The sequence below is a fragment of the Paenibacillus bovis genome, from assembly GCF_001421015.2.
GTDB lineage: Bacteria > Bacillota > Bacilli > Paenibacillales > Paenibacillaceae > Saccharibacillus > Saccharibacillus bovis.
On the sequence record NZ_CP013023.1, the window covers coordinates 3,124,445 to 3,140,324 of the forward strand.

The window sequence follows — 15,880 nt, forward strand, 5'->3', positions numbered from 1 at the left end:
AAATAGGACTATGTAGAAAAAGAGCCAGGTGATCTGGCTCTTTTTTTTATGATGCACCGGGACATACACTTTAAACAGTATATTTTAATCAGGGTCCTTCTACCTGCATATCACATTTTTGCCATATCATTCAGATCGAATTGGAAATGTTCATTCAAATTGGGTCATAAAACCTAATTTGTAGTATACTTGTTAAAGGAATAGCGCACAGTTGCGCAATGATTCATGTCCTAATACCCAATTCGACAGAATAGATTGGAGTATGATCTACAGGTGATTGGAGAATGAAAATGAACACATCAGGAGCATTTCTAAAAGTACTTCAGCAGCCGATACAGGAATCCAAAATGGCTGTTATTGAACACCATTGCCCGCATTGCCGGGAAGTACTGATTCGGGTCGAACCGGACCCCAAGGCTAGTAATAAGCAGCAGGTGCATATTTATCCCGGATTGCCGGAGCTTGACGATCGTTATGTATACATGGATAGCGATACAATTACCGGAATACGTAGCAGTATTCTGGGCAGCGATTGGTATGATACATCCTATTCCTGTGGCGAATGTCAAAAATGCCAGGGAATGTTCTGGACAGCTGCTGTGTATGTTGCTTCCCGGCCGGTACGCAATCTGACGGTAGAGGATGAACATCATTTTGTTCTGCAAAATGATCCCGAAGCAGATCATGCCGAATTTTATGGTATGGATGGTTATGCTTGCTATCATCGCATTTTGTACCAGGATGCGTTTGTAGAAGGCGATCGAACCGGTTCGCCATTGTACATTAATGAATATGTACTGGGTCCTTTTGCTTTCGAGGAAGACCAGGAGGGAGATTCAGCCAAACTGGCAGAACAGGTACTACTGCTCGCCAAAGAAGCCATGGGATGCCGTTCGAAGTTTTGAGCAATCTATCGATACTCAGAATATTTTCCAGCTATTGAACAGTCATAAAAAGGAGATTAACCACTGCAGGCGGTTAATCTCCTTTTCGTTTGGATAGCATAATTGAGCTCTGTAGAAAAAGGGTCAGTCGGATAGCCCAATAGGTTACAGACCGAAGCAGTCGGCCAAGTATCAATTATTTATTTATCTGTATGCATTACTACCTTATTCTATTGCTTTACTACTTCAAAAGTTTCCCAGGCTCCGCCTACATTGGCACGATTGGCAATAAGCGGACTGCTACCGGTATTGTCGGCCGTGACATAACTATTATTGGCCAGCGATTTCAGTGTACGCTTGCCATCTGCTGTTGTGCCTATTTCAAAAGTCTCCCAGGTACCGATAGCCGTTTTGTTGGCAATTAACGGGCTGGCACCATTATTGTCTGCAGATACATATTTGCCATTGATCATGGAGCGTAGGGCTACGCGATTGCTGCCCAGATCCACCAGTTCAAAGCGTTCCCAGGTACTGACATTATCCGAGCGGGCGATCAATGCACCCTTGCCATAATCTTCAGCTGTAACATATTTGCCATTGGCTCCTGCTTTGAGTGCTACGATATTATAGCCGCCTTCACGCTGGAATACATGTACATAATCAACCAGCAGTTTTTGCGGGAAAGCAGTGTTTGCATCCGGATACCCCGGCCAGTTGCCGCCTACAGCCAGATTAAGCAGCAGGAAAAACGGTTTGTCGTAAGCCCATGTGTTGTCACCCACATCAGCAGGAGTACGGGTATGATACAGCTTGCCGTCTACATACCAGCGGATCACGCCTGGTTCCCATTCCACCGTATAGTTATGAAACGCATTGCTGAACGGTTCGCCAATTGTATAACCGGCAGATAATCCTTTGTCACCCGAGTAACCCGGACCATGAATCGTTCCATAAACCGTATTGGGTGCGGGTGGCCCGATATACTCCATCACATCAATCTCGCCGCTCGCCGGCCAGGGATTGCTGCCAATATCACTGCCCAGCATCCAGGCAGCCGGCCATATTCCTTTGCCATAGGGAACTTTGGCGCGGATATCGATTTTTCCGTATTTGACGTTGAATTTGTTGGCAGTTGTCAGGCGTGCTGAAGTGTATTGGGAACCCTGATAATTCTCTTTTAACGCCTGGATAACCAGATTGCCATTTTCCATATAGGAGTTGTTGGTACGGTTTGTGTAGTATTCCAGCTCGTTATTGCCCCAGCCGTTATTGTTGCCGATCTCCTGATTCCATTTGGACGTATCTACGCCGCTTCCATTGGGTCCGTTAAAATCATCGGACCAGATCGGTACCCAATTGCTGGAGGAAGAAGCTTCTGCTGTCTGCAGATCTGCATTCCATGGAGTCACCAATCCGGCAGCACATACAGTAGACAGCAAAAGAGAGAACCACTTTTTCTTCATCAATACAACCACCTTTTCGTATGTTAATTTCCAATATATTCTAATATGTAAAGGCTTACAAAAAAAGATCAATAATAGAAGTGCGTAGAAATACACCTACTGTTCTATAAAATACGAACTGTGATACATGTATAGATTCCAGCTAAAGAATAAAAAAGTAATTCATTAAGCGAGAGTAAGCAAAAACAAAAGAAATTAAAGCTATAGCAGTGATATCAAATATACTTGAGCATATCGAGCATATCGAGCATATCGAGCATATCGAGCATATCGAGCATATCGAGCATATCGAGCATATCGAGCATATCGAGCATATCGAGCATATCGAGCATATAAGCGATCTATAGGCATATTGGAGATATTCGTTATACAGAGTAGAAAATGCACTTTTCTCATAATTAAAATAGAAATACAATACATAACAAAAATAAATAAAAATTAAAATGTTTATTTATTTTTGTTTATATCCGTTTATTATTGACTTAAAGAAAAGGGAAGATTAGAATGTAGATGTAGCACTTATCTGAATAACCGAGGGAGAGAATATCATGCATACGATGATGCCTGAGCACCAGCCAATTGCGATTGCACCGGACCAGATTCCATTTGTGCGCGAGATGGCGCAGATTACCCGCAGTATGTGGCGTTTTGGTTGGGACGAGCGTAATGGTGGAAATGTCAGCTGCATTTTGGAGGAACAAGAAGTTGCCCGGTATATAGATGTTAATCAGGTGATTCGGCGCTTTCAGCCAGCTTTTCCGGTGCATGAACTGGCAGGGCGGTATTTTATTGTGACCGGCTCAGGCAAATATTTTAAAAATATCATCGATGATCCCGAAGGTAATCTGGGAGTACTGCGTGTATCCTATGATGGAGAACATCTCGAACTGCTCTGGGGATTGAAAAATGGTGCTGTACCGACCAGCGAGCTTCCGGCTCACTTTATGAGTCATATCGAACGGCTCAAAGTAGATCCGCAGCATCGTGTGGTGATGCACAATCATGCGACCCATACACTGGCGATGACTTTTGTGCATACCCTGGAGGAGAACGCATTTACCAGAACGCTATGGGAGATGTGTACGGAATGTATTGTTGTATTTCCGGATGGTATTGGTGTGATTCCCTGGATGGTACCCGGTTCCAGCGAGATCGGGCGCGCTACAGCTCTCAAAATGAAAGAGCATCGTGCCGTGTTATGGCCGCAGCATGGAATTTTCGGAACAGGTGCAACGATTGATGAAGCATTTGGTCTGATTGAGACCATTGAAAAGGCTGCACAAATTTATATGAAAATTGCGCATTTGCCAATTCGGCAGCGGATCACCAGTCAGCAGCTGACAGATTTGGCACAGGCATTCGGCGTAACTCCGCGACCCGGCATCTTGGATATGCAGACAGATACACAGCAAACAAAATGATACAGCAATATATAGAATAGAAGAGAATGAACCGTACAGGTTAGTAATCGATGTAAATATTATAAAAATACCCATCAGAACTAGCAAACGATACCATATACCAAAAGACTATGCAGCGTATCCGCTACCAGGAAAATAGCTTGGCGTAGGATATGAATAAAATGTGAAAATTAAATCAAAGACCAACCTGGAAATAATCAGGCTGGTCTTTTTCGGCTAAATAGCTGAATCAAAAGGAAATCTAGGACAACAATCCATAGCGTAGAAGGAAAATCTGTTAATAAAAGGGCAGCAATGCCGTATATATAATGCTCTTTGAATAAGCGTAAACAGCAATTAGTATTAGAACCTGGTCTTAAGACATGCTATACTAAAATGAATCATTCGTATTCATTTTGTAGTATAAAGGGGAAATTGATTATGAAATATCAGGAATGGACTGCACCCGAGCAATACAATCTAACCTCCGAAATGGAGAGACATAACCCTGCCAAAACAGCACTCAAATGGCTGAATGACAAGGGAGATACACAGGAAATTACGTATGGCGAACTGCTCAAGCAGGCGAATCGTCTGGCAAATGGTCTGCTCAAACTCGGCCTCAAACAGGGCGATCGTGTGCTGGTCATGGTACCAAGACAGATTACTGCCTATATTATATATCTGGCCTGTCTCAAAAGCGGGCTGGTTATTATTCCATCTTCGGAAATGCTGCGCGCCAAAGATCTTGCTTATCGACTGCACCACTCGGAAGCTCGTGCAGTTATCGCCTGGTCCAGTGTCACCGGAGAAGTAGACAAAATCGATGAGGAACTGCCGGCATGGTCGTTCCGTATCTCTGTCGCTGCGGATCAGTCGGAAACGGCAGAAGGCTGGCTGGATCTTAACACCATGATGCAAGGAGAAGAAGAGCAGTTCGAAGCGGTAGCTACCCACCGTGACGATATGGCTATTCTGGCTTATACCTCCGGAACCACCGGTAATCCCAAAGGCGTTGTGCACAGTCATGGCTGGGCGTATGCTCATCTGCGTATTACAGGTCCATGGCTTGATATCCATGAAGACGATATGGTCTGGGCCACTGCTGCACCAGGCTGGCAAAAATGGATATGGAGTCCATTCCTGTCCGTTCTCGGACGCGGTGCGACCGGACTGGTCTATAACGGTGCATTCCAGCCCCATAAATACCTGGAGCTGATTCAGCAGTACGGAGTACAAGTACTGTGCTGTACCCCAACCGAGTATCGGCTGATGGCCAAACTGGAAGATCTGGGTAGCTACAATCTATCCAGTCTGCGCAGCGCTGTATCTGCTGGAGAGCCGCTCAATCAGGAAGTCATTCATACCTTTAACCGTGAGTTCGGACTGACTATTCGTGATGGATACGGCCAGACCGAAAGTACGTTGCTGATCGGTAACCTGACGGATACCCAGATTCGACTGGGCGCAATGGGACAATCCATGTCTCCGGGACTGGTCGAGATTATAGATGAAGAAGGTCAGCCTGTACCTGCAGGAGAAGTAGGTAATATCGCGGTTCGTACCGATATGCCTGCTTTGTTCAAAACCTATTATCTGGACCCGGAACGCAAAGCGGAAAACGTCAACGGAGATTACTTTATTACCGGTGACCGTGCCCGTAAAGATGAAGACGGTTATTTCTGGTTTGAAGGACGGGGCGACGATATTATTATCAGTTCCGGCTATACGATCGGTCCGTTTGAAGTAGAAGAAGCACTTATGAAACATTCGGCTGTCAAAGAATGTGCTGCCGTAGCCAGTCCTGATGAAATCCGCGGACATGTAGTCAAAGCATTTATCGTATTAAAAGACGGAGTAGAGGGAACACCTGAACTCGCAAGAGAGCTGCAAAATCATGTTAAACAATGGACAGCTCCCTACAAATATCCGCGCAAAATTGAATTTATCACCGATCTCCCAAAAACCAGTTCCGGCAAAATCCGTCGTATTGAACTGCGCGAACAGGAGAAAAAAGCCAATAGCTAATGGGTAGTGCATGTATGCTTAGCAATATAGCAATATAACAATATAACAATATAGCAATATAGCAATATAGCAATATAGCAAGGTAGCAAGACCATTAGCGTCAAATTCAAGCTTCGATGCAACTGAATGCTTGATACAATCGAATAGGTGCTGGATGATCAGCAAAAATATACCAAGCAGCCCAAAAGGGCTGCTTTTTTATTACCAGTTGTCGCTTTTTATTTATAATTCTCATTTTTGGATTTGCAGTATTCTATATTCTTTCAAAAAAGACACAACAAATAAAGTGATTAGATCTATTGACCTATAAAATAATAAGCAAAAGTAGTTTTTGATTCTTTAACCAAATACATTATAAACTAAAAAATCAAGAAATTATTTATAAAAAAATCAATACATGAAAAATTCAAAATAGAAAAATAAAACTAATAATATCGCATCATATAGCCAAAATAAATCATAAGACGCACTGTTTAAAGTTATAAAATAGGTCAAAAGACATTTGTCAATAGATTATATACAAATATATTTTTCGAAATTAAGAGAGTTAGCTATTTAAATTATCTTTAATTCGTGCGATATTAGTAGTACGTGTATTTAAGTGTGTTTGGGGGCAAAAGTCATGTATAACTTTCTAGTTAGCTTTGTAATATCATTTATACCATTTGTGCTGTTGGGTGCACTTTCTATTGAGATTCTGATGCGGCATCCTGACAGCTCATTGCATCGGCTGACTACGATCCTGATAGGTGCCCTTTCGCTTATATTTTTATCCGATTTTCTTACGCAATCGCTCGATTTTAAATTTGTGAATCTGATTAATCCGGCTATTACGTATGATCTTACATTTATTGCGATTACGATCCTTACTTATTATTTTGCGATCCTCAGCCGGATTGAGCTGCCATTCTGGCTGCTTCATCCTTTTGCAGGTGTTCCACTGATAGGTAGTATATTGCTGCATGGATGGCCGGATACATTTAAGCTGTATATGGCCATGGGCAAGCATTGGCGTATGGAAATGCACAACCAGAATTTTGATATGATGTTTGTTATTATCACATTTTATTCCCTGTCCTTCCTGCTTATGATTATGTTTATCGGTTACCGCAAGCTGAAAAGCAGCCGTGCCTACGAGCGGGAACAGCAGATGATGCTGACAATTATCCGTGGGAGTGTAGTGGCATCGATCTGGCTGGTTTTCTTTTTTGCCCTCAGTCAGATCTTCCCCGAGATTCCGATTGTCCCTGTAGATAGTCTGCCAACGTATGCAGCGATTATCCTCGCTTATACCCTGCGCCTGGCGATGCACAAGCATAATTTTCTCGCCACGGCAGAGCAGCGGTACAAATTATTATTCACTCTTTCCAGCAGTGGCGTAGCATTGATGAATTCCCGGGGAATTGTAACCGAATCGAACCCTGCATTTCGTGCGATTACCGGCATATCCGAAAGTGAAGGAGATATCGATATTCTTTCGATTTTGCCGAATCCCGATAAGAGTGTATACCTGGAGGTTATCGAAAAGGCTTTTCAGGAACGTGCTTTTCCCCAGCAGATGCAGATGGAGATTATGAGTCGGTCGGGTCTGCGCTATATGGTAGAAGTGAACAGTGACTTTTTGCAGATTGAAGGTGAACTGCATTCCTATTTGCTGGTACGTGATATTACTGTGCAGCAGCGTAATGAACAACAGCTACTGGAGCTTGCTTTTACCGATTCACTGACCGGGCTCGCCAATCGCTACCAGTTCAATATGAAGCTCAATGAAGCGGTGGAACGGGCACATCATACGGGTACAAGAGTAGTCGTTATGCAGATGGATCTGGACCATTTCAAATGGATTAATGATACGATGGGCCATTCGGCAGGCGATATTCTGCTCTGCAATGTAGCCGATCTGATCCGTCAGCATACGCCTCCGGGCAGCATTGTAGCACGGACAGGCGGTGATGAATTCGCCCTTCTGGCGGAGCTGAAGAGCTGGCAGGGAGAAGAGACAGCAGCAGAGATGGCCAATACCATTTTGCATGCTTTTGCCAAGCAGGTCGTACTGGGCGAAAAGTATTATCATGTCTCCTGCAGTATCGGCGTCTGTCTGGCTTTGCGCGATGGAGAAGATCCGGAGACGCTGCTGCGTAATGCCGATATTGCCATGTATGCGGCCAAACAGCTGGGGCGCAATCAGTATCATCTGTTTAATGCGCAGCTGAAAAGTGAAGCGGAACGTGATCTGCTGATGCAGCAAGGATTGGAGACGGCTCTGCTGCGTAATGAATTTTCGCTCGTCTACCAGCCTCAGGTGGATAGCCGTACAGGTATAGTATTTGGTGTAGAAGCACTGCTGCGCTGGCATTCTGCTGAATTGGGATTTGTATCTCCCCAGGATTTTGTACCGGTTGCCGAGCAGAATGGAACGATTCGTCCTATTGGGGAATGGGTTATGCAGGAAGCGGCCGAGCAGGCAGTACGATGGCTGGAAGCCGGCTATCCGGAAATGCAGATGTCTGTCAATGTATCGGCAAGTCAGCTAAGCGATCCTTATTTTGCACGTAAAGTAGAGAAGGTGCTAATGCAGACCGGTTTGCCGGCTCATCTGCTTTGTCTGGAATTTACAGAAAGTGCAGCGATTCGCGAAGAAGAGCAGATTATGCAAATCTGCGAGGAAATCGTCAGTATGGGTGTGACGCTGGCTGTTGATGATTTTGGTACCGGCTATTCATCGATGAAGACAGTAACCAGTTTTCCATTCCAGTTTATCAAAATTGACCGGTCACTGATTTTTGATATCGATGTGAATCCGCGCAATGTTGCAGTTGTGCGTTCCGTGATCGAGCTTGCCGAACAGCTCAAGATGAACGTGCTGGCTGAGGGCGTAGAATATCGGCAGCATGTGGAACTGCTGCAACAGCTGGGATGCTATCATATCCAGGGATATTATTATGGTCGGCCGATGAAAGTAAATGATCTGGAAGCCTGGATGAGTGCGGACACAGTCAGCAAGTCTTCCTGAAGACAGGATTACAGTAAAAGCAGCTCTATCCCTCAGGGGAAGAGCTGCTTTTTGTATGTTATATGATGAACGCATCATTATACCCATTTCATAGCTGTAGGGTTACGGAGATGGCTGAATGCAGTCACAAAGTTGGGATTGCTGTTTGATTTGATTATAATAAAAGGGAAGTGAATGCGTTTTCGCTGGGGACAGCTATTTCTGTCCGGATCTTCGGCTGCAGTATCACATCAATAAAGGGGGATATATGATGGATTATGGGTACATGGGTCGCAGCGGTCTGCAAGTATCGCGGCTGTGTCTTGGTACAATGACGTATGGAGATTGGGATATGGATGAACAGAGTTCGCTCTCTCTGCTGGACCGGATTCTGGATTCGGGTATTAATTTTCTGGATACAGCAGATACATATGGCAAAGGAACAAGCGAAGAAATTATCGGCAAGTCGCTCAAAGGAAGACGTGACAAATTTATTGTTGCTACCAAATTCAAGGTACGCACTGCTGAAGGTCCGAATGGAGAAGGTGCGAGCCGCTACCGGATTATGCGGCAGGTGGAAGCCAGTCTCAAACGGCTTGGCACCGACTATATCGATCTGTACCAGATCCATCGGCCTGACCCGTATACGCCGATCGATGAGACGCTGCGAGCGCTGGATACACTGGTATCCCAAGGGAAAGTACGTTATATCGGCTGTTCCAACTTTGAAGCATGGCGCATGGTTGAATCACTGTGGACAAGCGAGAAGATGAATCTGGAGCGTTTTGTAACCAATCAACTCTCCTATAGTTTGTTTAATCGCTACAGCGAACAGGAGATTATCCCGGCTGCCAAGCGGCACGGATTATCTATTCTGGCTTACTCCCCGCTTGCTGGCGGCTGGCTATCCGGCAAATATCGCAGGAATAAGCCGCTTCCCGCAGGTTCAAGAGGAGAGCAGATGGATCTCGCTACCCCGCATAATCAGCATAAGCTGGATATAGTAGAACAGTTGGCAGGATTGGCAGAAACCAAGGGAGTCACGCTCAGTCAGTTTTCGCTGGCCTGGCTGCTGCAGCGTCCGGAAGTAATTCCGATTGTAGGTATTCGCAATGAGCAGCAGCTGGCAGATAATCTGGGAGCACTGAATATCAGATTGTCCGACGAAGAGATTCAGCAGATTGACCGATTGATCCCGAGTCCGTATCAGGATTTCTCGGGGGATGGTAGCTTCACCATTTCCAGAATTGCGATGAAATAAGGCAGTCATCAGGCATCACTAACCGGTATATGCTATCGGTTGGTGATGCTATTTGTATGATATGCAGACGATGGATGTCATCTCTGTTATAGGAAATAACTATTCCAGCGGGAAGCACTTGGATTCGGCGGATCATCTGTGCTACGATAATTTCGATTAGTCAAAAAATTCTGCCTATCGCTATGGCAGAGAATGAACGTGATATCTACAGACGGATTGTCCAAAGGGGGAAAGGCATTGACACTACAGCAGCTGCGGTATGCCATTGAAATTGCGAACTGCGGTTCCATGAACGAGGCGGCAAAGCGGCTTTTTATTTCGCAGCCAAGCCTTTCAAATGCCATCAAGGAACTGGAAAGCGAACTGGGAATATCCATCTTCGATCGTACCAATCGGGGGATTAGTATTTCTGTCGAAGGAATGGAATTTCTCGGATATGCCCGTCAGATTATCGAGCAGGCTGAACTGATCGAGAACCGATACCATGGAAGCAAGCGCAATCTGATTCATTTCTCCGTTTCTACGCAGCATTATGCTTTTGTATCGGATGCTTTTGTGAAGCTGATGGAGCAAACCGATATCAATGAATATAATCTGCATCTGCGGGAGACGCAGACCTACAATATTATCGAAGACGTGAAAACGTTGCGCAGTGATATCGGCATTCTGTATATTAATGAACGCAACTTCAAAGTAATGAACAAGCTGTTCAGCGATGGGAACCTGATGTTTACGCCGCTGTTCAATACCAGTCCGCATATTTTTATCCGGGCGGGTCATCCGCTGGCTCAAAAGGAAATGGTTACGACACAGGAGCTCAGTGCGTATCCGTATATTACGTTTGATCAGGGAGCAAACAATTCGCTGCACTTCTCGGAAGAAATGATCACATTCTCTTCGGTTGCCAAAAGTATCAAAGTGCATGACCGGGCGACACTCGCCAATCTGTTGTCCGGTACCGATGGCTATACAGTCGGAACAGGAATCCTGGTATCCCAGTTCAATTATGAGCAGCTGGTAGCTGTTCCGCTGCAGACGAATGAGGATTTTACAGTAGGATGGATTGCCCACAAAGACCGCAAGCCAAGCGAGGTCGCCTCCCAATATATCGATATACTGAATGATCTGGTGTCCAACAGCTATCTGAATATGAATCAATTTCTATTATAAGTACAGGAGGAGCCTATGCAGAGTCCATTAACAGGAACCAAACGAAACACACCTCCTTTTCGCTGTGATATTGTAGGCAGCTATCTGCGTCCGGAATCGATTCGGGATGCGCGGTTCCAATATGAGAGCGGCGAAATAAGTGCTGACCAGCTGCGGACCATAGAGGATGAAGAAATAACCAGGCTGGTGCAACAGCAGAAAAATATGGGATTGCAGACGATAAGCGATGGTGAATTCCGCCGCACATGGTGGCATCTGGACTTTTTCCTCGGTATTCAGGGTACCCAGAAGATTGGCTTGCCTACCGCGGGTATTGATAACCGCAATCGTGCCGAAAGCTTCCGTATTGTCGATAAAATCTCTTTTGGCGATCATCCGATGGTGGAGCATTTCCGCTATCTGCAGCAGCTTGCCGGTGATCGCACAGCCAAAATGACGATTCCTTCGCCGGCATTGTTTCATTTTGTAGAAAATTATAACGGCAACGAAGTATACAGCGATCAGGAAGAGCTGTACCGGGATATTATTCATGTGTACCAGACAGCGATCAAGGCATTCTATGATGCGGGCTGTCGTTATTTGCAGCTGGATGATACGACATGGGGAACACTATGCAGCAGTAGGCACCGGATGCTGCTTCGCAATCGGGGACAGGACCCCGATCAGCTGGCCAGCGATTATGTACGGTTGATTAACGAGAGTATTGAGCACTGTCCGGAGGATATGACGATTGCTCTGCATGTATGCCGCGGCAATTTCCGTTCGACCTGGTTCGCGGCAGGCGGTTATGAGCCTGTAGCAGAAGAGTTGTTTGGCAAAACACAGGTAGATGCTTTTTTCCTCGAATATGATAATGAACGCGCCGGAGATTTTCAGCCGCTGCGTTATATCAAAAATCAATTTGTTGTCCTGGGACTCGTTACGACCAAGCATGGAGGACTGGAAAGTAAAGAAGTGCTCAAGCAGCGTATTGCCGAAGCTTCCCAATATGTGCCGCTGGATCAGCTCTGTCTGAGTACCCAGTGCGGTTTTGCTTCGACCGAGGAAGGCAATATGCTGACAGAGGAAGAACAGTGGAACAAAATCCGTCTCGTGATCGATACAGCCAATGAAGTATGGACCCAGACTCCGGCCGCTTTGTTATAGGCCAAAGCTATAGCAGTACACTTACACATTTAGACAAACTGTGTATCAATCGCAACGACCTTTCCAATCTACAAAATAAGCATACGTATAACACAGGTTATCCAATAGGGAATTATCCATTCATCCCTCAATTCAGATAAATGCCAAAAAGACAGCCCTTGTATAAGGGGCTGCCTTTTTGTTTTGCGAGCGGTATCCGATTCACCGACCGCATTCGCAATAGACATCGTTTGATTTTTACAACATACAACATGCAACACAGGAATTACAGACCTTCGCGCAGGAAAGCGTTAGCCAGCTTCATGGCACCTTTTTTGGCTTGTGTATCTGCCAGTACATTCAGCATTACAAAGTCATGGATGATTCCCTGGAAACGAGCAGCTGTTACCGGTACACCTGCTTCGCGCAGCTTGTTGGCATACGCTTCACCTTCGTCGCGCAGTACATCGGCTTCACCGGTAATAACCAGAGCTTCCGGCAGACCTTTCAGCTGCTCTGTAGTAGCGCGGAGCGGAGAAGCTGTGATCTGTGCACGTTCAGCCGGATAGGTAGTGTACTGATCCCAGAACCACTGCATGCCTTCACGAGCAAGAAAATACCCTTCAGCAAACTGATGATAAGATTCTGTATCGAAATTGGCATCAGTCACCGGATAGAACAGCAGCTGCTTCTGGATCGCTGGACCGCTGCGCTCTTTGGACATCAGTGTAATAGCTGCAGTCATATTACCGCCTACGCTGTCGCCACCTACGTACAGTTTGGAAGTATCAAAGCCCTGTGCGCTGCCCTGTTCGGCTATCCACTGCAATACTGCATAGATTTCTTCGATAGCTGTTGGATATTTGGCCTCCGGAGACAGGCTGTACTCAGGGAATACTACGGCCACTTCGGCACCTACTGCCAGTTCACGAATCAAGCGATCATGAGTATGCGAATTACCGAATACCCATCCTGCACCATGAATATAAAGTAATACAGGCAGCTCGGCACGAGCACCTGGAGGACGCACGATTCGGATAGCGACTTCGCCACCTGGACCGCCTGGAATTTTCAGATCTTCGATATCTACTTCTGGTTTGGCGATATCTCCGGATTGAACTTCATTAACCGTTTCGCGTCCTTTTTCCGGTCCCAGATCGAACAGGAAAGGGGGTTTGGAATTATCGTCGGCAAATTTCTGTGCTGCAGGTTCCAGGTATACTTTTTTCTCGTTAGTCATGTAAAAGGCCTCCTCGGAATAAAGTTGCTGATAGATATACGATTGAATTGCCTGGTGCATGTCTCGTTGTCAAAACATCCGATCTGGATCACTGCAACAGTTTAAGTTGGCAGGATACAGCAAATCAGCTGCTTTGCTATTGCTGTACAATTAATTCAACAAAATTTAATTGTGCAATTGATTCTATAGTGAACGTAAACGTAAACGCAGCAGCTGAAACAAAAACGCCCTTTCCATTTAATAGATAATACATATCTAATTAATGGATAAATGAATATCCAAACTATTCTATTTGAAGATAGGTAGTTGATCCAGACTCCTGTATAATGGAGAAAATATGATGAACGAGATGTACAGGAAAGGAAAATCAGTCAATGAATAAACGAAGAAATACCTTGCCCGATGATCGGAATGAATATGAAGAATCATGGGATGAAGATACAGCTGGTCTCTATGCCGAAGAGCTGGAGGCTTTTCTTGATTGGATGAAAGATGCCGGATACACCGGTTATACCCGCAAAGCATATCTCGGAGATGTGCATGAGTTTCTCGAATCCCATTCGGTACGTGGCAAGCCTCTGGACGAGATCAAAAAGCGGCATGTATTGTCTTACCTGAGTGGAGCGCGTTCCCGGGGAGTCAGCGACTCGACGCGTAATCGCAAACATGCAGCAGTAAGCTGCTTTTTCAAAGCCCTTATGGAACTAGAGATGGCAGACGCCAATCCTGCTGCCGGTATCAAAAAGGCCAAAACCGAACAGAACAAGGAACCTGTCTATCTGGACGAATCCCGGCTGACCGCCTTTTTGCAGTCGGTCGAAGGCAAATACCGCACCCGAAATCTGACAGTCTTTCTGCTGATGGCGTATATGGGACTACGTGTTGGCGAAGTGCATCTGCTGAATGTGCAGGATTATAATGAAGAACGCGGTACATTGCAGGTGTTTGGTAAAGGAAGAAAATGGCGTACACTGCCCGTTCCGTCTGCGGTAGCTGAATTTCTGAGTTTGGCGATTCGAGAAAGGCTAACTCCATGGCGGGATGGAGAAAATGCGCTGTTTATCTCGCAAAAAGGAACCCGGCTGTCGATCCGGAATATCCAGCAGATCGCTGCGGACACCTTTGACAAATTTCAGGAAGATGTAGAGCCGGGACAGCGACTGCCCTATTCGAGCCATAAGCTTAGGCACTCCTTTGCGACTATGCTGCTGAGACAGGGAACCGATCTGCGCACGGTTCAGGAGCTGCTCGGTCACTCTTCGATCCAGACGACCATTATTTATACTCACGTCAGCAGTCGGGAAAAGCAGGAAGCTATCTCAAGGCTGGATATCCAGCTGCCTCTTCCGCATGATCAGGAGGAGACGGATTAATGCTGGCACTGGATAGTCCTGTCTGGGCTCAATTATCAACCGCCTATGGATCGGCAGAAGAGGTACCGCAGCAGCTGGCTTTACTCGCGCAACAATATAATCAGCAGCAAGCCGAGGAATTATATGAAGAGCTGCTGCATCAGGATACCCTTTATACCGCTACATTGGCAGCTGTTCCTCATTTGTTGTCTATTGCAGCTCGTTTCGAGGACACTTCTGCGATGATGAGCATTTATATAGATTGTGGAATGATCGCTGCCGAATATGAAATAGATCAGAATCCACGGATAGACAGTCATCTTGATCCGTCGTTATACCATGATATTGAACAGGCTTACTGCCAGGCTGTGCAGAATATGAATTTATTGCATGACCGGATACTGCCAATACTGAGTGGACCTACTATAGATCCGCTGGAGAAACAATACGTACTGGCTGCTTGGATGGCCTATCATGGTTATCAGAATGTCGCTAGATTGCTGTTTCATTATCCGGAAGGGGAAGAATATCCAGCGATCTGTCCGCATTGCAGTAAAGAGTGGTATATCTGGCCTCCAGATGAACATAATCAGCAGACTTCCTGGATCGTATATCCGGATGACCCTGTTACATCAGACAATAAATATGGAAGAATGATTCAGCCTAACAGGGATAGCAACACAGCTGATCCAGAATGTACTGATCTGGAACGTATTGATCCGGAACTGGCAGAACTGTCTGTTCGAGCCGGCGAATTCGGATTAATGGATCTTCAGCAGCGCATTCCCTATCTTGCAGGAGAGGTAATCTGCCCTCATTGTCAGGAAAAAGGAAATGTATGGAAAGGTATATTGGAACATTGCATATAAACCTACATCGGTTTAGTTAAATAATTAGGTTCGATGGAAGCTATTATGTCACTTTCTCAAAAAAAGTTTCAATCGTTCAACGCGTTGAAGTGTAGT

The 15,880-nt window shown here is 45.5% G+C and carries 12 protein-coding genes; 10 read left to right on the top strand and 2 right to left on the bottom strand.

The features are described 5' to 3' along the window. Positions 1-284: 284 nt before the first annotated feature. A complete protein-coding gene (locus tag AR543_RS13415) occupies positions 285-905 on the top strand; it encodes a hypothetical protein (protein ID WP_060534996.1) in 621 nt (206 codons plus the stop codon). A 209-nt stretch (positions 906-1,114) separates the two neighbouring features. Here the strand turns inward: AR543_RS13415 and AR543_RS13420 are convergent, their stop codons facing one another. Then, positions 1,115-2,347, bottom strand: coding sequence for a family 16 glycosylhydrolase (locus AR543_RS13420; RefSeq protein ID WP_060534997.1), 1,233 nt, complete (start codon positions 2,345-2,347; stop codon positions 1,115-1,117). A gap of 209 nt (positions 2,348-2,556) precedes the next feature. Here AR543_RS13420 and AR543_RS24295 point away from each other — a divergent pair, with 209 nt between their 5' ends. The 7 genes from AR543_RS24295 (at position 2,557) to AR543_RS13450 (ending at position 12,344) form a co-directional block, all read left to right on the top strand. After that, entirely contained in the window at positions 2,557-2,694 is a 138-nt protein-coding gene (locus AR543_RS24295) for a hypothetical protein (RefSeq protein WP_158523965.1), read from the top strand. A gap of 201 nt (positions 2,695-2,895) precedes the next feature. Beyond that, positions 2,896-3,768 (top strand): rhamnulose-1-phosphate aldolase, encoded by an 873-nt coding sequence (rhaD, locus tag AR543_RS13425; RefSeq protein ID WP_060534998.1) that lies wholly within the window; start codon positions 2,896-2,898, stop codon positions 3,766-3,768. A gap of 420 nt (positions 3,769-4,188) precedes the next feature. Next, entirely contained in the window at positions 4,189-5,775 is a 1,587-nt protein-coding gene (gene mbcS / locus AR543_RS13430; protein ID WP_060534999.1) for an acyl-CoA synthetase MbcS, read from the top strand. Between the two features lie 808 nt (positions 5,776-6,583). After that, entirely contained in the window at positions 6,584-8,788 is a 2,205-nt protein-coding gene (locus tag AR543_RS13435; RefSeq protein ID WP_158523966.1) for a putative bifunctional diguanylate cyclase/phosphodiesterase, read from the top strand. 250 nt (positions 8,789-9,038) lie between these two features. Next, the gene (locus AR543_RS13440; RefSeq protein ID WP_060535001.1) at positions 9,039-10,028 is read left to right on the top strand and encodes an aldo/keto reductase; all 990 of its coding nucleotides are present in this window, start codon (positions 9,039-9,041) and stop codon (positions 10,026-10,028) included. Between the two features lie 237 nt (positions 10,029-10,265). After that, complete coding sequence (locus AR543_RS13445; RefSeq protein WP_060535002.1) at positions 10,266-11,198, top strand: LysR family transcriptional regulator; 933 nt, start codon at positions 10,266-10,268, stop codon at positions 11,196-11,198. Positions 11,199-11,213: 15 nt separating this feature from the next. Continuing rightward, positions 11,214-12,344, top strand: coding sequence for a 5-methyltetrahydropteroyltriglutamate--homocysteine S-methyltransferase (locus AR543_RS13450; RefSeq protein WP_060535003.1), 1,131 nt, complete (start codon positions 11,214-11,216; stop codon positions 12,342-12,344). A 265-nt stretch (positions 12,345-12,609) separates the two neighbouring features. Here the strand turns inward: AR543_RS13450 and AR543_RS13455 are convergent, their stop codons facing one another. Then, on the bottom strand, positions 12,610-13,563 hold the full coding sequence (locus AR543_RS13455) for an alpha/beta hydrolase (protein WP_060535004.1): 954 nt from the start codon (positions 13,561-13,563) through the stop codon (positions 12,610-12,612). Positions 13,564-13,937: 374 nt separating this feature from the next. Here AR543_RS13455 and AR543_RS13460 point away from each other — a divergent pair, with 374 nt between their 5' ends. Both AR543_RS13460 and AR543_RS13465 read left to right on the top strand, forming a co-directional pair. Then, positions 13,938-14,936, top strand: a complete 999-nt coding sequence (locus tag AR543_RS13460) for a tyrosine-type recombinase/integrase (RefSeq protein ID WP_060535005.1) — start codon at positions 13,938-13,940, stop codon at positions 14,934-14,936. Further along, complete coding sequence (locus tag AR543_RS13465; RefSeq protein ID WP_060535006.1) at positions 14,936-15,784, top strand: hypothetical protein; 849 nt, start codon at positions 14,936-14,938, stop codon at positions 15,782-15,784. The genes AR543_RS13460 and AR543_RS13465 overlap by 1 nt, the downstream gene beginning before the upstream one ends. The last annotated feature ends 96 nt before the right edge of the window (positions 15,785-15,880 follow it).

Coding starts and splice junctions, on each gene's coding strand:
- AR543_RS13465 (WP_060535006.1), top strand. CDS start 14,936: ATGCTGGCACTGGATAGTCCTGTCTGGGCTCAATTATCAACCGCCTAT.
- AR543_RS13455 (WP_060535004.1), bottom strand. CDS start 13,563: ATGACTAACGAGAAAAAAGTATACCTGGAACCTGCAGCACAGAAATTT.
- AR543_RS13460 (WP_060535005.1), top strand. CDS start 13,938: ATGAATAAACGAAGAAATACCTTGCCCGATGATCGGAATGAATATGAA.
- mbcS (WP_060534999.1), top strand. CDS start 4,189: ATGAAATATCAGGAATGGACTGCACCCGAGCAATACAATCTAACCTCC.
- AR543_RS13440 (WP_060535001.1), top strand. CDS start 9,039: ATGGATTATGGGTACATGGGTCGCAGCGGTCTGCAAGTATCGCGGCTG.
- AR543_RS13415 (WP_060534996.1), top strand. CDS start 285: ATGAAAATGAACACATCAGGAGCATTTCTAAAAGTACTTCAGCAGCCG.
- AR543_RS13420 (WP_060534997.1), bottom strand. CDS start 2,347: ATGAAGAAAAAGTGGTTCTCTCTTTTGCTGTCTACTGTATGTGCTGCC.
- AR543_RS13450 (WP_060535003.1), top strand. CDS start 11,214: ATGCAGAGTCCATTAACAGGAACCAAACGAAACACACCTCCTTTTCGC.
- rhaD (WP_060534998.1), top strand. CDS start 2,896: ATGCATACGATGATGCCTGAGCACCAGCCAATTGCGATTGCACCGGAC.